This window comes from Micromonospora sp. NBC_01796, assembly GCF_035917455.1.
GTDB lineage: Bacteria > Actinomycetota > Actinomycetes > Mycobacteriales > Micromonosporaceae > Micromonospora_G.
Map to the genome: position 1 here is coordinate 3295238 of NZ_CP109078.1, position 24103 is coordinate 3319340.

Consider the following 24103-nt stretch of genomic DNA (forward strand, 5'->3'; position numbering starts at 1 on the left):
GTCGACCCATTCGATGAATCCCGATGCCTCCACTTCGGACGTACGATGCGTGAGGGCGCCGACACGTGGAGGCGGGCCGGCTGTGCCCGTCACAGTCGCCGGATGGCTTCGTGGAGGAGATTGTTCGATGCTGGGTCGCTCCGGCTGGTCCCGTGTCGCCAGGAGCATCCACACGCGCATTCTGCTGTCGTATATCGCGTTGATCGTCCTCTCCGGCGGACTCTGCACGGTCGCCATTCACGAGGTGCTGATGATCCGTCTGGAGACCCGGATCAGCGAGGCCGTGCAGCAGGAGTTCCAGGAAATCAACCGGCTGATCGCCGACGGCCGCGATCCGCGTACGGGTGACGCGTTCACCTCCGTACAGGGGGTGTTCGACGTCTACTTCCGGCGCAACGTACCGAGTCAGGAGGAGGCCGTACTCGCCTTCGCCGACGGGAGGTTGCACCATGCCGCGCTGAGTCGGTTCCCGATCGAGCGGTTGCCCGACGACACCATGCACGTCTTCGCCACCTCGGCGCGCTCGCACCCCCGCGCCGACGGCCGCCCCGCGATCGACCGGTACGACACCGCCCGAGGTGACGCCTACTACGGAATCCTCCCGGTACGGGTCGGCGCCAGCAGCGGGGCCTTCGTGGTCACGTTGCTGCCGGTGAGCCAGCGCCGGGAGATCGCCGAACTACAGACGTACGGTGCCGGCGCGGTCCTCGGCGTCCTGGTGCTCGCCTCGGGGTGCGCCTGGCTGGTCACCGGCCGGGTGCTCGGTCCCGTACGGCAGCTCACCGAGACCGCCCGGCTGATCTCGCAGTCGGACCTGACCCGGCGGATCCCGGTCGGCCGGCAGGGCGAGGCGGCCGAGATGGCCCTCACCTTCAACGCCATGCTCGACCGACTGGAGGCGGTGTTCCGCCGGGAACGCGAATTCATCCTCGACGCGAGTCACGAACTACGCGGTCCGCTGACCATCTCCATGGGCAATCTCAGCATGCTCGATCCCGAGGACACCGACCGTCCGGAATGGCGTTCCACGATCGCCCTGGTCACCGACGAACTGGAACGAATGGGCCGCATCGTCGGCGACCTCCAGTTACTGGCCGACGTCGCCCACCCGCAATTCCTCCAGCCGGAGCGCATCGACGTCGAACTGTTCGTCGCGGAACTGGCCGTGAAACTCAGTGCGCTGGCCCCCCGACGCTGGCACGTCGACGACCTCGGTGGCGGCATCGTGGTCGCGGACCGGCACCGGCTCACCGAAGCGGTGATCAACCTGGCCGACAACGCCGTCCAGCACACCGCTGACACCGAGACCGTCGCCCTCGGTGCGGCCGTGACCGGGACCGAGTTCCGGCTCTGGGTACGCGACACCGGATGCGGTGTGCCCCCGGACGACCAGCCGCACATCTTCGACCGGTTCCGCCGGGGCACCCACGCGCACCTGCGCTACCCCGGCTCCGGGCTGGGGCTGTCCATCGTCCGGGCGATCGCCGAGGCACACGGCGGGCGGGCCGAACTCGTCAGCCGGCCCGGTGCCGGCGCCACCTTCACCCTGGTGATACCCCGGCAGACAAGGGAGGGCTGGCAACATGGCCAGGATTCTGATCGCTGAGGACGACCTGCGGATCGCCTCCTTCCTGCGGAAGGGGCTGGCGGCCAACGGCTGGCAGACCGTGCACGTCACCGACGGGGAGCAGGCCGAGCAGTACGGCTCGACCGACGACTTCAACCTGCTCATCCTCGACATCGGCCTGCCCGTACGCAGCGGCCTGGAGGTGCTCCGGTCCCTGCGTACCCGAGGGCTGCGGTTGCCGGTGCTGATCCTCACCGGCCGGGCACGGGTCCACGACGTGGTCGACTGCCTCGACGCGGGTGCCGACGACTACATGACCAAGCCGTTCCGGTTCGAGGAACTGCTGGCCCGGGTACGGGCCCGACTCCGCGACGTCGGGTCGGACGAGCCACGGGTCCTGACCGCCGGTCCCGTACGCCTGGATCTCTGGACCCGGCGGGTCACCGTCCACGGCCGGGACGTGACCCTGACCGGACGGGAGTACGCGCTGCTGGAGACCCTGATCCGGCACGCCGGCCGGGTGCTCAGCCGGGAGCAGTTGCTCTCGCACGCCTGGGGTTACGACTTCGACCCCAGCACCAACCTGGTGAACGTCTACGTCTCCACCCTGCGCAAGAAACTGGGCGAGGACGTGATCGAGACCCTGCGCGGCTTCGGCTACCGCCTCCGTACCACCTGACCGCCATCTCCTGCGGCCTCGGGGCACGGATAAAAGCCCGAGCGGGTACGCGGTGCTCCTGGTTAGCGTTGCCGGATGGGACCGGACCTGAAACTCGCCGTCGAGGAGCTGTACCGGGTCTACGGAAGCTTCCCCCTGGCCGAGGGGGTCGACTTCTGTGCGCACTGCGTCGATCCGGAGCGGGTGGAGGCGCTGCGCCGGACGCCGTTGCGCGAGTTGACGCCCGACCAGCTCGGACCGCTGATGTTCAAGGCCATGTCGACCTGGGGCGACCTGCCGTACTTCAAGCACTTCCTGCCGCGTCTGCTGGAGTTGCTCGCCGCCGGGCGGATGGAGGACTGGAGCTACAGCGTCTTCCTGCCGGGCAAGCTTGCGTCCTGCTACGACGAAGGTACGGACGACGAACGCGATGCCCTGACCACCTTCCTGCATGACTGGTGGATGTCGACCGTCCTGAGCTGGCCCAGCCTTTCTCCGGTGCAGGACGTGCTGGAGACGATCGAGCAGTCCGGACGCCGGCTGGTGCCGTATCTCGGGGCCTGGCCGGTGGCGACCAGTGAGCCGGCGGCGAGGCACCTCGCCAACTTCGTCCGGGACTGGATGGTGTCCACGGTGACCGACACCCAGTACTGGCAGGACGTCGACCGGTGGCTCCGTCATGACGTTCCCGCCGCACTGCTCGAAGCGGCAGTCCGCGACGGCGGTGATCCGGCGGTCGCGGCCGAACTCGCCGAGGCCGTCGATGTGCTCGCCTCCTACTGCTCCTACCGCAGCGAGGAGGAGGCGTTCCGGCGGTAGCCGTTGCTCGGCGCGAGGGTAGGGTGCCGGCGTGGCGAATCTCTTGAGGGGCGTGGCGGCCAGGGTCAGTCGAATGGCCAGGCGTGGACCCGCCCCGGTTCCCGGCCAACCCACCCCGGCTCAGGTCGCACGTCGGCGGCAGCTCGCGGCCCTGCAACGGCGGGAGCTGACGTACGCGCCGGAGTTGGACGGGCAGGCCGATCCGGGTGAGATCGTCTGGACCTGGGTGCCGTACGAGGACGACCCCCGCCAGGGCAAGGACCGTCCCGTACTGGTCGTCGGGCGGCAGAGCCGGACCCTGTACGGCCTGATGCTCTCCAGCCAGAGCGAGCGTCACGGCCAGCGGAACTGGTTCGCCCTCGGCCCCGGCGAGTGGGACCGCGACAACCGGCCGAGCTTCCTGCGCCTCGACCGTGTGCTCACCATGCGCGAGGACAGCATCCGGCGCGAGGGCGCGGTGCTCGACCGTGGCCGCTTCGACCGGGTCTGCCAGGCGCTGCGCGCCGGCTACGGCTGGCGCTGACCGGCAGCACGAAGACCCGGCCTGGTTCCATTGAGGCCGGTGCGTCGGCGAGGGGAGTACGTCGTGGCAACCTGGCTCGGTGTGGTGGTCGCGGTGGCGGCGCTGCTCGTTTCCGCGCTCACCGCGTACGTCGCCCATCGGCATCGGCGGGAGGACGTCCAGACCGCCCGGGTGACCGCGTACTTCCATTGGAACGCCGCATTCGCAAAGGTGTCATTGGGCGACGGGCAGGAGCCGGTACAGGTCGGTTACAACCTTGTCGTGTGGAACCAGGGACCGGCATCGGCATTGCGCGTCGGACTGGTCGTCATGGACACCGACGGGCGGGTGGTGGATCTCGCCGGGGTCGACGAGGACGAGTTTCCACTCGACCGGCTCGACGGTGGTGGACGTTATCCGGTGCAGTTCGCCGCGCGGGACAAGCGTTATCACGGGGTGCGTCGTTACCAGGCGAAGCTCACCTGGACCGACGGCAACGGTCGCCACGAACATGTCGTCCCACTGCGCAAGGGCCAGACCAGTCTGTAGCCGCGACAGGGCACCGGCCGCCGCCGGACATCAGTCGTCGTCGAACGGTTCGTCGCTCCACCGCCACCACGCCTGCTCGTCCTGGATGTGCAGCAGGAACTCCGGCACCCGGAAGCCGTCCGGGTCGACCAGTCCGATCCCCGCCGCCCGCATCCGCTCGTACGAGGCGACCTGCGCGGGTACGTCCTCGTCGACGCTGTTCAGCAGCCGGATGTCCTCGTCGAAGAGCGCCCGGAACCGCCCGTACGCGGGCACCGGCTCGAACCGGGCGTGCAGCCAGGGGAAGTCTCCGCCGTCGACGACGAGGTCGCCCAGCAACTCGTTCCCGGCGTACAGTCGCCAGATCCTGCTCGCCCGTGCCACAGTCGTCTCCTCCGCGTCCGACACGACAGCCGTCGGCACGACAGCCCGTCGCTCATGGCCGCCCGGAAGCCTACGGCCCGTGGCCGGTAATGCGTCGAGTGCCGGTCGGGTAAGAGAGCCGACCTTACTGTGGAGTCGTCGGCCGAGCGCTGATTACGGATTTTAGAAAAAAATCAGGGAAATGAGATTGATACGACAGGTTGGCGGCTCCGTTAAGCCGATCCGGCAATCGCTAAGCGAGACTTAAGGGAGAAATAATCGTTCCGACTCGAATCGAGCGGGGGTGCACTCGTAGTGTTCGTTCTCGGAAGAAAGGTGTGCCCCCCACATGAATTTGCGACCCACTCCCAGACAACGTCGTTCCGTCACCGCGCTGCTGCTGCTGAGCGTCGCGCTCGCCGGTGGATGCAAGGAACTGCCGGGCACCCCCGGTGCGTCCGGTCCGTCCGGCGACACCGGCATGGGCTCGACCGGCCCCTCGGCGCCGACGACCGGTGCCCCCGGCAGCCCCTCGGCCACGCCGGGCGCTCCGGGTACCTCGGCCACCCCGGGCGCGCCGGGTACGTCGGCCACCCCGCCGACCGGCACCAACCCGCCCACCTCGGTCGGTGGCTGGATCGCCGTCGACCCGGCCGCGCAGGCCGCCGCGACCGCGGCGTTCTTCGCCCGCAAGCCCAAGCCGGTGACCGGCAACCCGGTCAAGGTGCCCGAGTTCAACGTCGGCTGTACGACCAGCCACCACAACAGTGACGACCCGATCGTGCTGCCGAACCTGGCCGGTGCCTCGCACAACCACACGTTCTGGGGCAACAAGTCGACGAACGCGAACTCGACCGCCGAGTCGCTGCGGGCGGCCACCGCCACCACCTGCAACTCGCCCCAGGACCACTCGGCCTACTGGGTGCCGACGATGTTGCAGAACGGCAAGGTCGTCGACCCCGACGAGATCACCGTCTACTACGGTTCCCGCCTCAAGGACCCGAGCAAGACCCAGCCGTTCCCGTTCGGCCTGCGCATGATCGTCGGTGACGCGAAGAACCAGGTGGACACCCCGGACAAGCAGGGCAACCACTTCTGGTGCGCCGGCATCGGCGGCGAGGTCGGCCGGAGCGCGGACGGAACCTTCCCGGTCTGCGCCAAGACCGCGCACATCGTCCGCCAGATCACCTTCCCGGACTGCTGGGACGGCAAGCACCTGGACAGCCCGGACCACAAGGCGCACATGGCGAACGGCGACCACACCGGGGCCTGCCCGAAGAGCCACCCGGTTCCGGTCCCCTCGGTGTCGTTCGTGATCTCGTACCCGCTGAGCGCCAACACGGACGGGATCACCCTCGCCTCCGGCACCTCGTTCTCGATGCACGCGGACTTCTTCAACGCGTGGGAGGACGACGCGCTCGCCGCACGGGTCCGCAACTGCCTCGACCAGGGCGTGAAGTGCAACTCGGCCGGTAACTTCTAGTTATCGCGGCACCACGTCGACAGGCGGCGGCGGCACGGTTCTCCCCGATCGGGGCTGACCGGCCGCCGCTGTCGTCGTTCAGGCGTACTCGCCGTGGCGGCCGGCTCCGGCGGCGAATTGGGCGGCACCGGCAGCCGCGTCGGCGGCCAGCGAGTGCATGCCGTACCCGAGTTCGGTGGCGAGCGCGGCCGGTTCCGGCTGGCCGGCGCCCGCGAGCAGGGCCTGCCGGTCGTTGCGCAGGCAGGTCTGGGGAAAATCGGCGAGCTGCGCGGCCAGTTCCTCCGCCGCCGCTCGCGCACCGCCCGGCGGGGCCAGCCGATTGACCAACCCCATCTCGTACGCCTCGACGGCGGGCACCGGGCGCCCGGTCAGGATCAGGTCCATCGCCCGGCTCTCGCCGATCAGCCGGGGCAGCCGGACGGTGCCCCCGTCGATCAGGGGCACTCCCCAGCGTCGACAGAAGACACCGAGCACCGCGTCGGACTCGGCGATCCGCAGGTCGCACCAGAGAGCCAGTTCCAGCCCTCCGGCGACCGCGTACCCGGAGATGGCGGCGATCACGGGCTTGCCGAGGCGCATCCGGGTCGGCCCCATCGGTCCGTCGCCGTCGGGTTCGACCCGGTTGCCGCTCGGCGTACCGATGGCCTTCAGGTCGGCGCCGGAGCAGAACGTCCCGCCGGCGCCCCAGAGCACGGCGACGGAGGCGGACGGGTCGGCGTCGAAGGCACGGAAGGCGTCGGCGAGGGCGCGGGCGGTGGGCCCGTCGACCGCGTTGCGACGCTCCGGCCGATCGAGGACCACCGTCGTCACCGGACCGCTGCGTTCCACCCGTACGACCATCGGTCCAGGATGCCCCGGACCCGCCGGCCGCGGAACCGGCCGCGCGGTTTTGCCCACTCGCGCCCGCGTGCTCCGCCGTCCCCCGGTCGGGGAGCAGCGGTGAGCGCGTCGAGGCAGTAGTGTCGCCGGGGCCGAGCAGTATCGCGGTGATGGCGTAGGAGGGCCGGATGGGTAGCTGGGGCAGGGGCAACTTCGACAGCGATACCGCCGCCGACCATCTCGGCGCCGTCACCGGTCGGCTGCTGGACGAGGTGGCCCGGGCGATGTCCGGGGATCCGGTCGAGATCGAGCCGGACGAGTACTGGGGCGTCGCCGTACCGTGCAATCTGGAGCTGCTCTGCCTCCTGTCGGAGCAGCGGTACGTGGGCGTCGAGCTGCCGTCGGAGCAGACGATCGCCGATTGGAAGCAGCGTTACCTGGCCGTCTGGGACGACAGCATCGGTGGGCTGGAGCCGACCGGCGACTACGTGACGCAGCGGCGGGCGACCCTGGTCAGCACCTTCGACCGGCTCGCCGCCGAGGCCCGCCGGCAGGCCGGGACCGACCGGGACTGACCTGGCCGGGCGGACTCAGCGGTGGTCGAGGCCGGCGCGGCGGCGGGTGGTTTCGGTGACCGCGACCCAATCCTGGTCCGACTGACCGTGGGCGACCGCCTCGGTGAAAAGATCGCGGAGCACGCCGCCGAAGGCCAGCGGGACCCGGTGTGAGCGCGCGGTGTCCAACGCCAGTTCGACATCCTTGCGGCCGAGCGCCAGCTTGAACGCGACCGGTTCGTAGTTCCGGGCGGCGATCATCGCCCCGTAACCCTGGTAGACCGGCCCGGTGAACAGCCCCTCGGTGAGGATGTCGACCAGGAGCTTCGGGTCCAGGTCGGCGGCCTCGGCGACCGTGGTCGCCTCGGCCATCCCCTCGATCGAACAGGCGATCAGGTAGTTGCCGAGGATCTTGACCAGGTTGGCGTGCGCGGGCTGGTCGCCCACCGTCCAGGTCTTGCGACCGAGTACGTCGAACAGCGGTTGCACCTTCGCGATGGCGGCGGTGTCACCGGCGGCGAGAATGGTCAGGTTGCCCGCTCGGGCGACCTCGGTGCGACCCAGTACCGGTGCGGCGACGTAGTGCAGCCCGTGGGCGCGGTGCTGCCGGTCGGCCCTGCCCGCCAGGTCCGCGCTCACGGTGGCCATGTTGACGTGCACGGCGCCGGTGGGCGCCGCAGCCAGCAGTCGGTCGTCGAGCAGGTTCTCGATCACCGCGGCGTCGTTGGCCAACATGCTGATCACCACCTCCGACCCGAAGATCTCGGCCAACTCGGTGGCGGCGGTGGCGCCGCGCGCGACCAGTTCCCGGACCGGATCGGGGGAGCGGTTCCAGACCTGGACCGGGTAGCCGGCGTCGAGCAGGTTCCCGGCCATGGCACTGCCCATGGCACCGAGTCCGACAAATCCGATCTTCATGGTGGTCACGCTCCTGGTCGCGGCGATCCGATGGTGCCGACGGGCGGCCTGCCCGCGCCGATCAAGGCGGGGTGCCGGCCATCGGCGGGACGAGACTAGCGCATGGAACCGGCTAAGGTGGTTCCATGGTTGGTGACTGGCGTCGTCCGCAACGCTCGGAGAACTTTCGCTGGGGCAACGGTCGGCTCGCGTTCGCGTACTGCGCGACCCTGGGCGACCGGGGTTCGCAGACCCCGATCGAGCGGCTGACCAGCGTCGAGGCGCTGCTCCTCTGGGCGGTCGAGGCGCAACTCGCCGATCCCGCCGGACCACCCCCGGCCGCCCTCGCGCCGGCCCTGGAGCTGCGCGAGGCGATCTACGCCACCGGCCGGGCGGTCAGCCTGGCCGAGCAGCCGGACCGGGACGACGTCGCCCTGATCAACGACTGGGCCGGTCGGCCCGGTGCCGTACCGCAGCTCGTGGTGGAGCCGCCGGGGCAGCCGTACAGCCGGATCCGGGCGACCTCGGTCGACCAGGTCCTGGCCGACGTCGCCCGCGATGCGGTCGACGCGATCGGCAACTCACCCCTGCGGGTACGCCGATGCGCCGCACCGACCTGCCTGGGAGTTTTCCTCGACGACTCGCCCGCCGCCACCCGCCGCTGGTGCTCGATGTCCACCTGCGGCAACCGGAGCAAAAAGGCCACCTACCGCCAGCAGTACGCAGTGGACACGGGTCAGAGGCCGTAGCCGAGTTCCTCGGCGGCAGCCGCCCAGAGCTGGTTCTCGTCCCGTACGGCGTCGGGGTCGATCCGGCCGATCTGCTCGGCGGTGGCGACGGCCAGTGCCTCCAGCGCCTCGTCGTCCTCCTCGTCGATCCGCCGGGCCCGGCGCGCCGCTCGGGAGTAGATCCGGGACGACTCGACGAGCTGGTCCAGCGACCGGTTCACCAGCACCGGTGCCTCGTCCCCGGCGGTGATCAGGACCGTCCCGTCGGTACGGTCGACCACCAGGCAGGCCACGTCCGGGTCCTCGCACAACACCGCGACCACCCGCTCCCCGATCGCGCGTTCGGGCAACGGCGACGGCAACCAGCGCCCCTCGACGGGCACCTTCGCGTACGTGATCGGCCGGAGCGCGGCAAGGAGGCCCATGATCGTCTCGTCGGATACCACGGTGCACGAGCATGGCACACCCGTACCGCCGGCCGTGGTCGCCCGGTGTCTACTGTGGATAACCGAACTCTCCGTTTCGAAATCGTCGGGGATCGATCAGGTTGTGATCATTTCGGCGCGGCTCTAGATCATGCGGATGGGATGGTCGAGCCGTTGATCGGAAAAGCGACACCCGTACGGTGTGAGCTTTCCGACTGTCGACAATCCGGCCGCCCCGAAAATTGGGCGTTATAACACCGACGGGTACGGTCCTGTCGTGCCCGACACCCCCCAACGGCTGATCGCCGACCGATACCGGCTTGTTCGGCCGCTCGGGCAGGGCGGTATGGGTCGGGTCTGGCAGGCCCGCGACGAAATGCTCGAACGCGACGTGGCCATCAAGGAACTGGTGCCACCACCCGGGCTGACCGACGACGAACGCCGGGAGATGCGCGAACGTTCCCTGCGCGAGGCACGTGCCATCGCCCGTCTCGACCAGGTCAACGTCGTACGGATCTTCGACGTGCTCATTGCCGACGGAGACCCGTGGCTCGTGATGGAACTCGTACCGTCGCGCTCGCTGCACGAGGTCCTCCGGACCGACGGGGCGATGCCACCGGCTCGGGTGGCCCACATCGGACTGGGCGTCCTGGCGGCGCTACGGGCAGCGCACCGGGCCGGGCTGCTGCACCGGGACGTCAAGCCGGCCAACGTCCTGCTCGCCGACGACGGACGGGTGGTGCTGACCGACTTCGGCCTCGCCACGGTGCCCGGCGATCCGCACGTGACCCGTACCGGCATGGTGCTCGGCTCACCCGCGTACCTCGCTCCGGAACGGGCCACCGACGGAATCGTCGGACCGGCCGCCGACCTCTGGTCGCTCGGCGCCACCCTTTACTCCGCCGTCGAGGGACGTACGCCGTACAACCGGTCGACGGCGATCGCCACCCTGGCCGCGCTCGCGACCGAAATCCCACCCCCGCCCCAGCGCGCGGGATTGCTGACCGCGCTGCTGGAAGGGCTGCTGCGCCGGGACCCGCAGCAGCGGCTCGGTGCCGAGGAGGCCGACCGCCTCTTTCGCCGGGCCACGGCGTACTACTCCGTCGACCCGGTCGACCCGATCGGCCTGCTCGGATCGGTGGACCTGGGCGGTAGCCCACCCGACTCGTTCGGTTCGCTCGGCCCGCCGGGTTCGCTCGGTTCGCTCGGCCCGCCGGGTTCGCTCGGTTCGCTCGGCCCGCCGGGTTCGCTCGGTTCGCTCGGCCCGCCGGGTTCGCTCGGTTCCGTGGGCGGGCCGTCCCCGTCCCCGTCCGTTTTCGTGTCCGCGTCTGAGATGCCCTCGGCGGACACGCCGTCCGGTCTTCCGGTGTCGGACGGCAGCGGTCTGTCCGGTGCCGGTGCCGGTGCCGGAGGCGGTGCGGGGGCGGATCCCGTACCTGGCCGGAGACGGCGCGGCTGGCTGGTCGGAGCGTTGGTGGCGGTGTTGCTGCTCGTACTCGGGGTGACCGTGCCGCTGATGGACGGCGGCACGGTTGGTTTCCTCGGCGGCGAGCCGGATCCGAACTCGCCGACCAAGCCGAACACCTCCCCGTCCGGCCTCTCCGAGGCGTCGATGAACAGGGTGGTCCCGCCACCCGCCGCGGGTTGGCACTACTACCGGGACAGCCCCAATCTGGTCGTACCGGTACCGGACGGCTGGCAGTCGCACCGCGACGGCGACCGGATCGAGTTCCGTGAGCCGGAGGGCAGCCGGGTGCTCGCCATCGAGGAGCTCCGGTCGATCATGTCGGACCTGGTCGCCGAGTTGCAGGCGCGGGAGAAGGCGGAACGGGACGCCGGGCGGTACCCCGACTACCGCCAGCTCCGCCTCGGCACGATCAACTACCACGTACGGGCGGCGGAACGGGAGTGGACGTTCACCGCCGAGAACGGCGAGCTGATGCACGCGATCAGCCGTACGTTCGTCAGCTTCAACGGGCAGGCGTACACGATCGGTTGGACCACCGCGGACGCCGAGTGGGCGACCAGCCGGGGCGCCTTCGCGCTGATCGTGGATGGTTTCCACGAGTTGCCGCCACCGGGCGGTCCACCGCCGGGACGACCGGGTGGTCGACCTCCGGGCCAGCCCGGTCCGCCGGGGCGACCGCCGCCCGGCCAGGGTGGGCAGCCGGGGGATCCCGGACAGCCACCGCCGTTCAGGCCGACCGACCTGCCGGCGGGGAACTCGATCGTCAACGTCGGCAGCGGCCGGTGTGTCGACGTCCCGGACAGCGTCGCCGTCGACGGGGTGGGGGTGCAGATGTGGGACTGCCACCAGCCCCCTGGCCAGCTCTGGACCTTTCCCGCCGACGGTACGGTCCGGTCGCTGGACAAGTGCCTCGACGTGGCGGACGGGTCGACCGCCAACGGGGCGACGGTCCAACTCGCCGACTGCGACGGCAGCGCCTCCCAGGACTTCACCCTCAACAGCTCCGCCGACCTGGTGAACGTACGGGCCGACAGGTGCGTCGACGTGCTCGACGGCAATCCGGAGAACGGGGCCCGGTTGCAGCTCTGGGACTGCACCGGGGAGCCCAACCAGAAGTGGCGGCTGGGCTGACTCGGGTCCGGGTTGTTGCGGTAAATAGTGGACAGTCGGGCGCGTCAGGGATACCTTGACGTAGTGGATCAGTTGATGAGCACCGCGCTGACCGTGGACGTGGCACCGGCCGCCCTGGCCGCAGAGCACGCGGCGGCCAACGAGGCCAGCCAGCAGGCCGACCTGCTGCTCGGCGGTCGACCCGTACCCGGGTCGGAGCAGTGGCAGGCCGAGCAGGACAGCCCGGTCGGCGCCCAACGCGAGGTGGCCGCCCAACTCCTCCGGTTCCGGATCGAGCTGAAGACCGGCATCGACCCGATGGGCAGCCTGATCGGGCTCCGCAGATGGGGCGTGACCTGGGAGTTGATCGCACGGGCGGCCGGAATCAGCCGCCAGGCCGCGCACGAGCGCTGGGGTCGACGCGTACGTCAGGTGCTCGACCCGTACGGCACCGGCGAACTGCCCGGCCCCATCGCGGACGACGAGGCCGACCTGACCTGATCCCCACCCCGGTCACTCCGGCTCCACGCCCGGAGGTCAACAAGTGCGTGTCCTCCGGAGTCGGTCGGCTGACCGGTGGCGGGCCTGGCCGGTGGCCGGAGTTGGCGGGTGGCCGAGGGCTAGTTGGTCGCCGGGCGGCCCCGCAGGTCGGAAGCGGCGCGGCGGTCCGGTCGCAGGACCATACTGCCGGTTCCGGCACCGACCGCGATGCCGCCGAGGACGTCGCGTACCGCTTCCCGGGCATCGTGCCGGGGACGCCATCCCAACTCCTGCTCCGCCCGCGAGCAGTCCATCAGCGGCACCCCGGCGGTGAGATCGATCCAGCCAGGCTCGGTCGGCAGCAGCCGCAGCCGCCACGCCGCCTTGGCCAGCATTCGGAGCAGGAAGATCGGCACGGGGATGCTCCGGCCGCCCAGCTCCTGAGCCAGCACCGGCCCGTCGAGCACCGGTTCGCCGGCGATGTTGAACGCGCCGTCCCGGTCACTGCGCAACGCCCGCACGTACGCGTCGGCCAGGTCGTCGGCGTGCACCGCCTGGGCGCGTAACCGCTTGTTCCGGGGGATGATCGGCAGCCGCCCCGAACCGAGCCAACCGACCGGCACGATCCGTCCGATGAAATGCCTCCTGATCTGGGCACCCGCGTCGCGTTGGAAGACCAGGGCCTGTCGTATCCGGACGATCCGCAGCTCGGGGTGGTCGTGCTCCACCCCGTCGAGCAACGCCTCGACCGCCGCCTTGTCCGTGCTGTAGCCCGAACCGCTGATCCCGGTCGCCGGCCAGCTCTCCGTCACCCGCCGATCCTTCGGACCCTGGGCGTACGCCCCGAACGACGAGGCGTACGCGAGCGTGCCCACCCCGGCCTCGTCGATCGCCCGCAACAGGTGCCGGGTCCCGGTGAGATTGGTACGTCGCAGCAGCACCCGACGGTGGCTGGGTTGGATCTGCCAGGCCAGGTGCACCACCGCGTCGATCCCCTGCAGCGCGTCGGTCAACCGGGGGAGGTTGTCCGGTTCGCCGAGGTCCAACGCATGCCACCGCACCCCGGCGTACGGCGCACCGGCCTCGTCCGGCGGCGGACGCCGGGCGATGCCGACCAGCTCGATGTCCGATTCGCCGGCCAGCCGGCGCAGGAGTGCGGTTCCGACGTTGCCGGTGGCCCCGGTGATGGCGATCCTCATGTCAACCTCTACCCGACCGCCGCCCGGTCATGCCCTGCGCGGAGCATCGACGCCGGGCAGGTGGTCGGGGATCCCTGCACGCACCGGCACTGCGTCGAGGGACGGGATCAGACGGACAAGCCCGGTTTGCCGGGTGGACATCGGGGAATCCGGCGCGGATGCGAGCGGCGTTGACAAAACTCGAGCAGGCGAACCAACTCGACCGGGTGGGCGATCAGATCCAGCGGGGAATCTGGTCCGCGCTGCCCCGGCGGTGGATGCGGGACCTCCTCCACGGGGTCTGGCTGGGCCACCCCCTCCACCCGGTGCTGGTGCAGGTACCGGTGGGTGCCTGGACCGCCAGCGCGATCCTCGACCTGCTGTCCAACCAACGCAGGGCCTCGACGGCGCTCGTCGCGATCGGCACCTTCGGCGCCCTGCCGGCGGCCCTCGCCGGCTGGAACGACTGGGCCTCGCTCTCCCAGTCGCAACGCCGGGTCGGCCTGGTCCACGCCGCCGCCAACGTGGTCGGACTGGCGATCTACGGGAGTTCGCTCGGCGCCCGGCTCAGCGGCCTGCACGGCATCGGCCGGATCCTCGGCTGGGCCGGACTGTCGGTGGTAAGCGGGGGTGCGTTCCTCGGAGGGCACCTCGCGTACAAGATGGGCGCCGGGGTCAACCAGGCAACGCCCGAGCTGCACCGGATGGACGAGGGCTGGCACCCGGTCGCCGACCTGGCCGCCCTGCCCGAGGCGAGCCTCGTCACCCGGAAGATCAACGACATTCCGGTGCTGGTCTACCGCGACGGGGACAACGTCACCGCGATGCTCGAACACTGCGCCCACCAGGGCGGACCGCTCGGCGCCGGTGACGTGACCAAGGTCGACGGACACGTCTGTGTGGTCTGCCCGTGGCACGGCAGCACGTTCCGGCTGGACAACGGCGAGGTCGTGCACGGACCGGCCGCCACCGACCAGCAGACCCTGCCCACCCGGATCATGAGCGGCGTCCTGGAAATCCGGATGCCCTGACGGGTGCCCTGAGCGATGCCCTGACGGGGGCTCGGCCGGGCCGGCGCTGATTCGACTGCGCTGGCCCGGCTGCGCCGCTGCCGGTCAGCCGCGTCGGTGCCGGCCGCCGTCCGCGGCGTCGTTCAGGGTGCCGGTCGCGGGCCGCCGTCGTAACCCGAGCACCGCGCCGATCTGGGCGCCGACGATGCTGGCCACCGCGATCACCGCACTGACCGCGAGCGGGCGGTTCAGGTTGTTCACCTCGCTGGCCCGGGACGCCCCGACCGCGTACGTGCTGACCTCGCCCGGCTGGCGGGGTTGCTGCGGCGCGGGTGCAGCGGGCGGCGCGGGCGGCTTCTCCGGTGTCGGCCAGCCGTTCGTGGGCGCGTCGCCGTGCCCACCGGCGGGTGGAGGGATCGCCACCATGCCGGTAGCGTGCTTGCGTATGCCCTGGTCGGCGGCGTCCGCCGGCAGGTGCAGCAGTTGACCGGGCTTGATCCGGTCCGGGTTGCGGATCTCGTTGAGCCGGGCCAGATCCTGGTAGCGCTCGAAGTCGCCGAGATAACGATCCGCGATCGTGCCGAGGTAGTCGCCGTCCTCCACCCGGTAGACCGGGGCGGGTTCGTCGGCGGGGGTGTTCGGCGCGGCCAGGGCACGGGGTGCCGCCGCTGCCGTGGTCACCGGGGCGGCGACCGGCGCGGCCGTTGTCCGACCGTACGGTGCCGCCGCCCAGGCGGTCGGGGCGTACTCGGTGGTGGTCGCCGTTGTCGGACCGGCGATGGCCAGGGCCGGCCGGGCGGTCGGTGAGTGGGATGCGGTCGCGACCGTGCCGGATGCCACCGAGGTCGCCGCGGTCGCGGCCGGGCTGGCCACCAGGATCAGCGCCACCGCCCCGACCAGGGCCGCCGCCGCCCGCTGCTGCCGGCGCATGCCGGGCAGCCGGACCGCGGGCCGGCGCAGGATCCGGGCCGGCAACTCCACGAGTACGGAGAGCGCGAACGTCGCCCAGCCGACCCAACCGACGATCGCCAACGCCCGCACGAACAGTTGCCCGTCGTCGCGGCTGGTCAGCGTGTTGCCGACCTCCGTCAGGGTCGGTACGTGGTCCGGTAGCGGGTTGCCGGCGAAGGCCAACAGCGCGATCGGCGCCCCGGCTATCAGTCCGACCAGAACGAGGAGCGAGCAGAGACCGGTGAGGAACTGCCCGGTACGCCGGGCCGCCGATACGCGCGCTGCGGGCATGACGTCGCCTCCCTATCTACGGTTCGTCGGTGAGCGGCCGGGCGGTGGCGGTGCCCTCGATCGGCACCGCACCCTGGCCGAACGCGCTGAGCAGGATCGGCTGGTAGTCGAACTCGACCGTCACGGTGATCGTCTGGTTCGGCGGCTCGCCCTGGATCACCGGCGGCGGACCGCCGACCCCGGCCGCGGCCCGGTACGCGTTGACGGCGGCGATTGCGGCCTCCACGTCGAGCCGCTTGGGCCCGCCGTCGATCGCCGCGCCCAGGTCGATCGCCTGGCCGCCGGTGCGGGCCGCCTCGGCTGCCAGATTGTGCGCACGCTGCAGCGCCATGAGCCGCCGGGTGCCGTCGTACGACAGGGCAACGACCATGAAGATCGCCAGCATGGCGACCGCGAGGAAGGCGCTGACCCGACCGGCGTCCCGGTCCCACCGTCCGCTCATCCTCGGCTCCGGTAGCGGTCGATCGGCGACACGAAATATGCCTTGACTGGTTCTGGCGCCGGCAGCCCCAACGCGGCCAGGTCCTCGTACGACACCACGCAGGTGACCTCGGCGACGATGAAGACGGGATCACCGAGCGGCTGCGCGAACGCCTCTTCCAGGGACCATTTCGTGCCCTTGCTGAGGGCCGACCTGCCCGAGAGCGTGACAGCGGCGGCCGGGTCACAGTTCAATCCCTGCTCGGCCAGCCGCTCCGTCACCGCCGTGGCACCGGCCGCCTGCGCCTGATCCGCCGTGCGCGAGATGCTGCTGGCGCGGGCGGCGTCGTGGGCCGCCGCCGAGACCGCGTTCTCGGCAATGGCCTGTCGACCGGCCACCACCGCCATGCCGAAGAGAAGCACGAAGACCGGGGCGAGAATCGCGACCTCCACCGAGACCGACCCGCGTTCCGCGCAGCGGCCCCTGATTCGTCCGGCCATTCTCAGTCTCCCGCGGTAAATTGTTCGATCGGGCCCCGCGCGTTCTGCCGGACCGTGAACTTGACCCCGGGCATCACCTGCAACACCGATCCCTGAACGGTCGCCGTCGCGACACCCGTCGCCTCGTTCCGTTCGACGTCGACGCTGGTCGCGACGAGCCAGTCGGGGGCGCCGTTGATGTAGGCCCAAACCTTCGCCTCGGCGACCGCCTCCGAGTCGCCGGAGAGCGTACGGGTCGAATTGACGCCGATCTGCGCGGCGTTGAGCGCCACCGCCCGAGCGAGGAAGTACACGCCGGCCTGGATCGACATCATCAGCAGCATGAAGATCACCGGCAGCAGGATTGCCAACTCGACCGGGGTGGCCCCTCGATCGGAGCCGTGCGTACCGTTCCCGGGCGGGCAGCCCGCACTGCCGCCCCCCACCGCTGGGACGGTGAGGGGCGGCAGTGCGGGCTGACGTCGACGCATGGGGTTACTAGTCCTCCGGGAACGGGTCATCAGGGCCGGGAAGCTTCCCGGTCCAGTCATCCACGAAAGTGGTGGCTATTCCGATGAGGGCGAACGCGATGACGGCCAGGCCGACGATGATGACGGCGGTGGGCACCGGCCCGTCACCCCGGTCGACCTGCTCGCGTAGCTCCGCGAGCCGGTTTCTGGCGTATACGTGGGCGTAGACGAACATTGCTCTTTCCTTCCCTGGCAAGTTCGGATTCAGAGTCGGGCGACGAAGGGATAGAGGATGAAACCGATGAGGACAAAAACGAGCAGCGCACCGGGTACGTCGAGTCGGCTGGTCACCGTCTCGGCTCGGGCCAGTTCGTCGGTGCGGATCTGATCCCGCAGCGAGTCGGCCCGTTGGCGGAGTGTTTCGTGTACCTGCGCCCCGTCGGATCCGGAGGACTGCATGATGGCCCCGACATCGCCGAGTTCCGGCACCCCGATCTCGTCGGCGAGGTCCCGGATTTCGTCCCACGGCGAATGCATCTGCAACTGGGCCAACCGCAGCGCTTCCCTGATCCGTTCGAAGACCCAGCCGTCGCAGACCGCGGCGGCCTGTTCCAGCGCCTGCACCGGCCCGTGCGCCGCGGAGAGCTGCAACGCGACGAGATCCAGGTACGTGCAGACGGCCCGGCTGAACTCCCGCCGGGCATTCTTCGCCTTGGCGAGCACATCGCGGTGTGCGATGAACGCCGCCAATGCCGCCAGTCCCACCGCAGCCAGTACCGGCACCACCACCGGCGGGGTGATGCCCAGCGTGGTGAGCAGCACCGCAACCGCCGCCGGGGCCACCAGTCCAATCAGTACGGAGAGCACGATCGACAGGGCGTACTGCTCCGGCGTTCGACCCAGCAGGGCGAGGTCGCGGGTTGGTGGCCTCAGCCATCGGGCGACGCCGGTGAGCCACTCCGACTCGCTCCTGCTCAACTGCCCGACGGCCGGGGCCGCGGGTTGGTGCAGCCGCTGTAGCGCCGGCCCCAACGCCGGTGTGGCCGGCAGCGACTCCCGGACGATCAGAAACAGGCCCAGGCCGACGGCCGAGCCACCGGTCACGGCGATCGTGAGCTGCCAGTTGAGGGTCATGCGAGCACCTCTTCCGGCTTCGGCGTGGCAAGGAAGCGCGCCGGGCGGGGCGGCTGGCTCATCGACCGGACCCAGGCCAGGAGTGCGATGAACGAGGCGCTGAGGACGATCATCACGATCTGTCCGAGCGGAGAGTCGTACGGGCGCATGTAGGCCGGGTTCACCAGCCCGTACACCAGAACCGCCAGGGTCATCCCGCTCAGGAACCGGACCGCGAACCGGGGTTGGGAGCGTTTCGCCTCGACCTCCCGCCGGGTGGCGACCTCGGCGGCCGCCGCCGCCGCGATCGAGCCGAGCACGTCGCCCAGCCGTTCGCCGCGATCGGAGAGGTGCAGGATCAACGCCGCCACCACCTGGTCACCCACCGGGTCGCCGATCTCCTCGGCGAAGGCGAGCAGCGCGGGGCGGCCCAGCCAGCCGGCCTGCAACCGGGCGGCGAGCAGCCGCACCTCCTCCTCGATCTCCGGTGGCGCGGTGGCGACGGTGGCGGTGATCGCCTGTTGCAGCCCCTGCCCGGTGCTCGACATGTCCTTGAGTCGGCGGGTCCACTCGCCGACCGCCTCGATCCGGGCGATCACCCGTTGCTCGGCCCTACCGGCGTTGAACAGCCACGGAACGCCCAGCACCGCGATCGCGAACAGCAGACCGATCACCGGCAGCCCGGTGAGCAGGAACGCCAGTACGCCCACCAGCGCCGCCGCGCCGAGCAGTGCCTGGTGCCGGCGGTGTTCCGCGCGGCTGGTGCCGGAGCCCTGCCAGAGGCGACGCAGCCACTGGTCCGAACCGCCGGGCGGCGGGGTCGGCTTGGTGGTGCCGACCAGTGCGACGACCAGTAGGACCAGCCCGCCCATGCAGGCCGCTCCGGCGAGCACCGCGATCAGTTCGACGTTGCCGAGGGGTATCACCGGCCCGCCCCGATCGTCTGCACGGTCCCGCTCATCCGCGCCGTCCCAGCCGGGTTCGCCGCGGACGGCGCCAGGCACCCGTACCGGCCTCGATGTAGCGGCTCAGCAGGCGGGCGTCGTACCCGATCCGGAGGAGCTGGTCACGGATCCGCTCGGGCAGGTGCTTCGGGACCGCGCGGCCGTCCGGGCCGGGCCCGAAGATCGTGGTGGTGGTGATCCGACCGGTTTCACCGGCGCCGATGACCTCTTCGATGTGCGAGACGAACCGGTGCTTGCGGCCACCGATCGCGGTCTCGTCCTCGACCGTGACGTAGACGATCAGGTCGAGCGCGTTGCCGGCCATCCGACGGGCCTGGTCGACCGTCATCTCCCGGCCGTGGGCCAGCGCCAGCTCGATGATCCGCTCGCCCACCCCGGCCGGCGTACGGGCGTGAATCGTGCACATCGAGCCCCGGCTGGTGGTCATCGCCTGGAGCATCGGGACGATCTCCCGGGAGCGGACCTCGCCGACGATGATCCGCAGTACGCCCATCCGCAGCGACAGCGGGATCAGGTCGGCGATGGTCACCTCACCGGCCGGTCGACCGTCGGCTCCGCGTTCGCCGTGTCCCTCGCGGGACTCGAAGCTCATCACCGCCCGGTGCTTGATTCCCCGGCGGGTGGGGAGCAGTTCCCGGCTCTCCTCCAGCACCACGTACGGCTCGTCCGCCGGGATCTCGTCCATCAGGGCCCGGATCACGGTGGTCTTGCCGGCACCCGCCAGCCCGGCGACCATGATGTTCAGCCCGGCCGCCATCGCCGCCCGGAGGAAGTCACGGATCAGCAGGTCGATCATCTCGTCCAGGTCGCCCCGCCCACCGGCGATCTCGTCGAGGCTCACGTCGAGGGTGTTGTGCTTCCGGATCACCGCGTACGGCCGGTGGCTGACCAGGTAGACCGCGGCCAGTCGGCTGCCGTCGGGCAACTGGAGGTCGAGCGTCGGCTTCGAGGTGGACAGTGACCGCTCGGTGGAGCCGGCCCGGCGGGCGGCGGCCTGGAGGATCTCCACCAGCTCCTCGTCGCTGTCCGCGATCGGGTCGGCCCAGTCGACCCCGCCGCCGTGCCGGGTGATCCGCACCAGGTCGCAGCCGAGGATGTGCACCTCTTCGATGGTGCTGTCGACCAGCAGGGTCTGCAGCCGTCCCAGCCCGACCAGTTCGGCGCTGACCTGGTCGAGCAGGATCCGCTCCTCGCTGGCGTGCATGGGAGTGCCGGCGCGGCGGGCCGCGTCGGCGTACTCGCCGACCACCGCGACCGCCAGCCGGGCCCGCTCGGTGTCCTCCTCGTCGACGCTGAACTCCCGGCCGCGCTGCCAGAGGGTCAGCCGTTCGCTGAGTTCGCGTCGGAGTTCGCGGACCACCGCGAAGTCGATCCGTGGGCGTTGGGTCGGAGTCCCCGCCACCGTCCCGCCTCCGGTGGGGCCGGGCACCCGGGCACCCTGGATCGGATAGGGAGGGTTGCCGCCGACCGGCGGGGCGGTGCCGTTGGCCGGGGGAATGGCCGTGCGCTGGTGCCGGCCGTTCGCCGGGATCGGTGGCACCGTCGAGGTGGCACCGTTGTCCCGGCTGCGCGGGTCGTGCGAGACCGGCTCAAACCGCATTCGGCACCTCCTGGACGGGGGCCGGCCAGGAGAGTCGGGCCCGGCGGCGGTCCAGCAGGGTACGGATCGGCACCTCCAGGGCACCGGCCGCGCGCATCAGCGGTCGCTTTGCCCGTACGGTGCCGCCGTGGCTGAGCACCTCGGCGGTACGCGGGTCGTGCGGGAGGTGCGCGATCACCGGCAGGCCGAGCGCCCTGCTCACCTCGCCCCGGCTGTGCCCGTTGCCGACCAGCAACAGTCGCAGCGAGCCGGGCGGGACCCGGTGCTCGGCGAAGTCCCGCTCGATCGCCTTGACCGTCGAGCGGGTGCTGGAGATGTCGGAGAGGTGGGCCCCGCTGACGACCAGCACGATGGCGGCCGCCCGTAGCACCGGCCACGGTGGCGCGATCACCTGCAACCGGCCACAGTCGACCAGCACGTCGTACGCCGGCTGCCCACGGTCGAGATCGGTGAAGAAGTCGGCGAAGCGCTGCCAGAGCGGGGTGACACTGCCGGCCTGAGCCGGATCGACCACCCCGGGCAGCAGCAGCCGCTCCCGCTTGGGCGCGTCCAGGTCGACCAACTGGGACCAGAACGCGCTGTCGAGGCTGCCGTCGCGGAGTTCGCCGACGGCAAGTTCTCCGATTCCCCGTGGACCGCTGAGTGCCCCACCCAGGTAGCCGGCGAGCACCGACCCGCCGGACGGGTCGCACTCGGCGAGGATCACCCGGTGGTGCCAGGAGAGCGTGCAGGCGAGGGCGGCGGTGGTGACCCCGGGCGAGCCCTTGGCGGAGACGAAGGCGACGACGGCCATGCTCAGGCCGTCGCGGTGAGGACAACCGCGATGCGGTCACTGGCGTTCAGGGCCACCACCGCCGGCACATCCCGGACGGCGAGCGCCAGGTAGATCACGACCGTGTTGTTGTCCGGGAGCGATGTGTCGATCACGGTGGTCTCGAACCGGGTGCTCGCCGCGTCGGCGCCACCGGTGCTGTTCTTGTCGGGCAACCCGATCAGCAGGAGCTTGTCGCCGGGGCGGAGTTTCTTCGCCGGCACGGCCTCGACGTCCAGGCTGATGGCGACCTGCTGCTGTCCGGGGCCGAGCAGCGGCTTGTCGGTCAGTTGAGCCGCGGTCAGCAGGGTGCCCGGGGTCAACGAAGCCGTCGCCCGCTTCCCGACCACCTCGTTGAGCCGGCTCGCGGCCACCGGTGCCAGACCCTGGCCGCCGGCCACCTCGACCCGTACGACGTCGTCGGCGGTCAGGATGGCACCGACCGGGACCGGCCGGGCCACCGCGAGGTAGCTGCCGGTGGCCCGTACCGAGGTGACGGCGAAGGCGGACCCCAGCCCGCCGAGTGCCACCAGCAGGACCGCCAGGCCGAGCAGGCCCGGTCGGATCCGCCGCTGCCGGACCACCTTGGGCGGTGCCACCGGCGCGTCGACCGGTCCGGACACGTTGCGGGTGGGTGCCACGGTCACCTCGTCACCACCTGAAGCTCGTCGATCTCGATCTCCACCTCGGCGCTGTTCCGCTGGGTGGTCAGGGTTCCGCTCGCGCCGCCGCCGATGACGCGCCACGGCACCACCCAGTACGTGGTCCCGCTGACCTTGTATTTGTTGTCGCCACTCGGCTTGCTGTAGCCGTTGGCGTAGCCGCACGGCGGTTTGGTGTCCTTGTCCGTCGCCGGGACGTACGCCCGGCCGTGGGTCGTGCAGGTCACCTTGTCGCCGTTGCCCATGTTCCAGACCATCCTGTCGACACTGGCCTCGATTCGGACGGTTATGCCGCGGTCCGACTTGCTCTTTACCTGTGGTCCCCAGGTCTCCGCTCCGGGATCGGTCCAGAGCCACACCGGGAGCCCGACCAGGCCGGCTCCCTTACTCGGGTGCGGGGCGATTCCGACGCGGGGGTTCTTGAGGGTGAGACTGGCCAGCAGTTCGGCCGCCATCTCTCCGGGGTCCGGTGGAGCGCCGAAGCCGGGGGGAGGTCCGTCCAACAGGCGCGGGATCAGGCCGCCTTCGGCGCAGCTCGCCTGATACAAGGTCTTGCCTTCCGGCACCTCGTCTGGCTGCGGTTCGGCGACCTTGTAGTAGCAGCCGTCCTGCGGGTTGAACCAGCCGAGCACGTCGTCGTAGCACGTGACCGCGACGCCGTCGCGTACGCACTTGCGGGCCGGGCCGTCGTTGCCGCCGCCGCCACCGCCCGGACCACCGCCGCCGGGCCCATCAGGGTTACCGGGGATGTCGTCCCAGACGTCGCAGTTGGTCGACGAGGGCGGGCAATCGGCGCCGGGGTCGCGGGCGGAAGCGGAGCCGGTGAGTCCGAGGGCGAGCACCAGGGTCGCCATCGCGCCGACCGTGAGCAGGCGCCGGCTCAGCACGGCTGGTCCTGGTGGGCGGTGCCGGTGCTGATCAGCCAGCGGCCGTCGGAGTAGCGGGTGGCGGTCGCGGTGGCCAGGTACCGGCCGCTGGTGGAGCCGGGTACGACGGACTTGTCCTTGGTGTAGACCAGCCGGTAGCCGGTGCCGTCCAGGCAGTCCTGGATCGAGGCTGTGGCCGGGACGGTGTCCAGCCGTACGTCGGTCACTCGCGGATCGGAGATGAGCGTGCCGGTACGCATCGCGCCGTGCTCCTTCGCATCACGAATGGCAAGCCGGACCTGGGTCAGCAGGGGGTCGGCCAGATACTTCTTGAGCGCCGGATCGAGTGGGTTTGCCGATTTCTCCGCTTCCCGAGCGGCGTCCAGATAGCCGGCATAGGCGGCAAGTGCGGCCTTCGAGGCGGCTTCGGTCTCCGGTGCGGCATCGGGTGTCGCGGCGGGAGCGCCGTCGAGAGACGCCGGTGCACCGGGCTCCTGGTCCTTGGCGCAGCCGGTGCTCATGGTGACCGACAGGATCACGATGAGGACGGCGGAGAACCTGCCCAATCGCTGTGCGCGCAACGGTGTGTCCATCCTTTCCGCCGCTCGCCTTTCTCAACACCGGACTGCTGGTCTCACCGGTCGGTGCTGGTGAGGGGTGTGTGTCCGCTGGGTGCGGGCACGTTACGGCCGCACCGGACGGCTCGTGTCGAGCCCGGCGCCACCGTACGGACATTTACTTGTGTCAATCTGAACGGGATCTTACCGATGTGCCAATTCTTTGCCGGATGAGCTGGTTGATCTGTTTTACCCTACGGTTGCGCTTCACCCAAGGGGCGAGCATAGGCTGACCGCCGACGATGCAACAGAGGCAATTGCAGAGAAC

At 70.5% G+C, this 24103-nt stretch carries 28 protein-coding genes and 1 pseudogene; 11 read left to right on the top strand and 18 right to left on the bottom strand.

The features are described 5' to 3' along the window. Positions 1-127 precede the first annotated feature (127 nt). The 5 genes from OIE47_RS15200 to OIE47_RS15220 all read left to right on the top strand — a co-directional run bounded on the left by OIE47_RS15200 (position 128) and on the right by OIE47_RS15220 (position 4095). Positions 128-1606 carry a sensor histidine kinase gene (locus OIE47_RS15200; RefSeq protein ID WP_326562141.1) on the top strand — a complete coding sequence of 493 codons (1479 nt, stop codon included), beginning with the start codon at positions 128-130 and terminating at the stop codon, positions 1604-1606. Continuing rightward, positions 1584-2246: a response regulator transcription factor gene (locus tag OIE47_RS15205; RefSeq protein ID WP_326562142.1), complete on the top strand. Its 663-nt coding sequence runs from the start codon at positions 1584-1586 to the stop codon at positions 2244-2246. Before OIE47_RS15200 ends, OIE47_RS15205 begins: the two co-directional genes overlap by 23 nt. A 75-nt stretch (positions 2247-2321) precedes the next feature. Next, on the top strand, positions 2322-3044 hold the full coding sequence (locus tag OIE47_RS15210) for a hypothetical protein (RefSeq protein ID WP_326562143.1): 723 nt from the start codon (positions 2322-2324) through the stop codon (positions 3042-3044). Between the two features lie 73 nt (positions 3045-3117). Beyond that, the gene (locus tag OIE47_RS15215) at positions 3118-3567 is read left to right on the top strand and encodes a type II toxin-antitoxin system PemK/MazF family toxin (protein WP_442792097.1); all 450 of its coding nucleotides are present in this window, start codon (positions 3118-3120) and stop codon (positions 3565-3567) included. Between the two features lie 63 nt (positions 3568-3630). Beyond that, the gene (locus tag OIE47_RS15220; RefSeq protein ID WP_326562145.1) at positions 3631-4095 is read left to right on the top strand and encodes a hypothetical protein; all 465 of its coding nucleotides are present in this window, start codon (positions 3631-3633) and stop codon (positions 4093-4095) included. Positions 4096-4125: 30 nt separating this feature from the next. Here OIE47_RS15220 and OIE47_RS15225 read toward each other — a convergent pair whose 3' ends face one another. Continuing rightward, positions 4126-4458, bottom strand: coding sequence for a hypothetical protein (locus OIE47_RS15225; RefSeq protein ID WP_326562146.1), 333 nt, complete (start codon positions 4456-4458; stop codon positions 4126-4128). A 328-nt stretch (positions 4459-4786) separates the two neighbouring features. Between OIE47_RS15225 and OIE47_RS15230 the strand changes: the two genes are divergently transcribed. Then, positions 4787-5920 carry a DUF1996 domain-containing protein gene (locus OIE47_RS15230; protein ID WP_326562147.1) on the top strand — a complete coding sequence of 378 codons (1134 nt, stop codon included), beginning with the start codon at positions 4787-4789 and terminating at the stop codon, positions 5918-5920. 78 nt (positions 5921-5998) lie between these two features. Here the strand turns inward: OIE47_RS15230 and OIE47_RS15235 are convergent, their stop codons facing one another. Then, positions 5999-6760: a crotonase/enoyl-CoA hydratase family protein gene (locus tag OIE47_RS15235; protein ID WP_326562148.1), complete on the bottom strand. Its 762-nt coding sequence runs from the start codon at positions 6758-6760 to the stop codon at positions 5999-6001. Between the two features lie 167 nt (positions 6761-6927). On the opposite strand from OIE47_RS15235, the gene OIE47_RS15240 reads away from it, so the two are divergent. Beyond that, a complete protein-coding gene (locus OIE47_RS15240; protein ID WP_326562149.1) occupies positions 6928-7314 on the top strand; it encodes a DUF4259 domain-containing protein in 387 nt (128 codons plus the stop codon). A 15-nt stretch (positions 7315-7329) separates the two neighbouring features. Here OIE47_RS15240 and OIE47_RS15245 read toward each other — a convergent pair whose 3' ends face one another. Beyond that, positions 7330-7782 carry an NAD-binding protein gene (locus tag OIE47_RS15245; RefSeq protein WP_326563103.1) on the bottom strand — a complete coding sequence of 151 codons (453 nt, stop codon included), beginning with the start codon at positions 7780-7782 and terminating at the stop codon, positions 7330-7332. Next, positions 7756-8247 (bottom strand): annotated as a pseudogene (locus tag OIE47_RS15250) (NAD(P)-dependent oxidoreductase); the annotation flags it as partial. The gene OIE47_RS15245 and the pseudogene OIE47_RS15250, both read right to left, overlap by 27 nt. Before the next feature lie 89 nt (positions 8248-8336). On the opposite strand from OIE47_RS15250, the gene OIE47_RS15255 reads away from it, so the two are divergent. Then, positions 8337-8939, top strand: coding sequence for a CGNR zinc finger domain-containing protein (locus tag OIE47_RS15255; RefSeq protein WP_326562150.1), 603 nt, complete (start codon positions 8337-8339; stop codon positions 8937-8939). Here OIE47_RS15255 and OIE47_RS15260 read toward each other — a convergent pair. Continuing rightward, positions 8927-9343, bottom strand: coding sequence for an SUKH-4 family immunity protein (locus tag OIE47_RS15260; RefSeq protein WP_326562151.1), 417 nt, complete (start codon positions 9341-9343; stop codon positions 8927-8929). The genes OIE47_RS15255 and OIE47_RS15260 overlap by 13 nt on opposite strands. 277 nt (positions 9344-9620) lie before the next feature. On the opposite strand from OIE47_RS15260, the gene OIE47_RS15265 reads away from it, so the two are divergent. Together OIE47_RS15265 and OIE47_RS15270 are read left to right on the top strand one after the other, a co-directional pair. After that, on the top strand, positions 9621-11942 hold the full coding sequence (locus OIE47_RS15265; RefSeq protein WP_326562152.1) for a protein kinase domain-containing protein: 2322 nt from the start codon (positions 9621-9623) through the stop codon (positions 11940-11942). Between the two features lie 63 nt (positions 11943-12005). Next, positions 12006-12422, top strand: a complete 417-nt coding sequence (locus tag OIE47_RS15270; RefSeq protein WP_326562153.1) for a hypothetical protein — start codon at positions 12006-12008, stop codon at positions 12420-12422. 119 nt (positions 12423-12541) lie between these two features. Here the strand turns inward: OIE47_RS15270 and OIE47_RS15275 are convergent, their stop codons facing one another. Then, a complete protein-coding gene (locus OIE47_RS15275) occupies positions 12542-13600 on the bottom strand; it encodes an NAD-dependent epimerase/dehydratase family protein (RefSeq protein WP_326562154.1) in 1059 nt (352 codons plus the stop codon). Positions 13601-13758: 158 nt separating this feature from the next. On the opposite strand from OIE47_RS15275, the gene OIE47_RS15280 reads away from it, so the two are divergent. Next, positions 13759-14610 carry a Rieske 2Fe-2S domain-containing protein gene (locus tag OIE47_RS15280; RefSeq protein ID WP_326562155.1) on the top strand — a complete coding sequence of 284 codons (852 nt, stop codon included), beginning with the start codon at positions 13759-13761 and terminating at the stop codon, positions 14608-14610. Between the two features lie 84 nt (positions 14611-14694). On the opposite strand, the gene OIE47_RS15285 is transcribed toward OIE47_RS15280, so the two are convergent. The 12 genes from OIE47_RS15285 to OIE47_RS15340 all read right to left on the bottom strand — a co-directional run bounded on the left by OIE47_RS15285 (position 14695) and on the right by OIE47_RS15340 (position 23739). Beyond that, complete coding sequence (locus OIE47_RS15285; protein ID WP_326562156.1) at positions 14695-15831, bottom strand: LysM peptidoglycan-binding domain-containing protein; 1137 nt, start codon at positions 15829-15831, stop codon at positions 14695-14697. 16 nt (positions 15832-15847) lie between these two features. Next, positions 15848-16273, bottom strand: coding sequence for a hypothetical protein (locus tag OIE47_RS15290; protein ID WP_326562157.1), 426 nt, complete (start codon positions 16271-16273; stop codon positions 15848-15850). Further along, positions 16270-16752: a TadE/TadG family type IV pilus assembly protein gene (locus OIE47_RS15295; protein ID WP_326562158.1), complete on the bottom strand. Its 483-nt coding sequence runs from the start codon at positions 16750-16752 to the stop codon at positions 16270-16272. Before OIE47_RS15295 ends, OIE47_RS15290 begins: the two co-directional genes overlap by 4 nt. A gap of 2 nt (positions 16753-16754) precedes the next feature. Beyond that, complete coding sequence (locus OIE47_RS15300; protein ID WP_326562159.1) at positions 16755-17282, bottom strand: TadE/TadG family type IV pilus assembly protein; 528 nt, start codon at positions 17280-17282, stop codon at positions 16755-16757. After that, entirely contained in the window at positions 17230-17436 is a 207-nt protein-coding gene (locus tag OIE47_RS15305) for a hypothetical protein (protein ID WP_326562160.1), read from the bottom strand. The genes OIE47_RS15300 and OIE47_RS15305 overlap by 53 nt, the downstream gene beginning before the upstream one ends. 29 nt (positions 17437-17465) lie before the next feature. After that, positions 17466-18335, bottom strand: coding sequence for a type II secretion system F family protein (locus tag OIE47_RS15310; protein WP_326562161.1), 870 nt, complete (start codon positions 18333-18335; stop codon positions 17466-17468). Continuing rightward, a complete protein-coding gene (locus OIE47_RS15315) occupies positions 18332-19186 on the bottom strand; it encodes a type II secretion system F family protein (protein ID WP_326563104.1) in 855 nt (284 codons plus the stop codon). The genes OIE47_RS15310 and OIE47_RS15315 overlap by 4 nt, the downstream gene beginning before the upstream one ends. An 85-nt stretch (positions 19187-19271) precedes the next feature. Beyond that, a complete protein-coding gene (locus OIE47_RS15320) occupies positions 19272-20879 on the bottom strand; it encodes a CpaF family protein (RefSeq protein ID WP_326562162.1) in 1608 nt (535 codons plus the stop codon). After that, complete coding sequence (locus tag OIE47_RS15325) at positions 20869-21672, bottom strand: ParA family protein (protein ID WP_326562163.1); 804 nt, start codon at positions 21670-21672, stop codon at positions 20869-20871. Before OIE47_RS15325 ends, OIE47_RS15320 begins: the two co-directional genes overlap by 11 nt. Positions 21673-21674: 2 nt before the next feature. Next, a complete protein-coding gene (locus tag OIE47_RS15330; protein WP_326562164.1) occupies positions 21675-22337 on the bottom strand; it encodes an SAF domain-containing protein in 663 nt (220 codons plus the stop codon). Beyond that, positions 22334-23239 (bottom strand): hypothetical protein, encoded by a 906-nt coding sequence (locus OIE47_RS15335; protein ID WP_326562165.1) that lies wholly within the window; start codon positions 23237-23239, stop codon positions 22334-22336. Before OIE47_RS15335 ends, OIE47_RS15330 begins: the two co-directional genes overlap by 4 nt. Continuing rightward, positions 23233-23739: a hypothetical protein gene (locus tag OIE47_RS15340; protein ID WP_442792157.1), complete on the bottom strand. Its 507-nt coding sequence runs from the start codon at positions 23737-23739 to the stop codon at positions 23233-23235. The genes OIE47_RS15335 and OIE47_RS15340 overlap by 7 nt, the downstream gene beginning before the upstream one ends. Between the last annotated feature and the right edge of the window lie 364 nt (positions 23740-24103).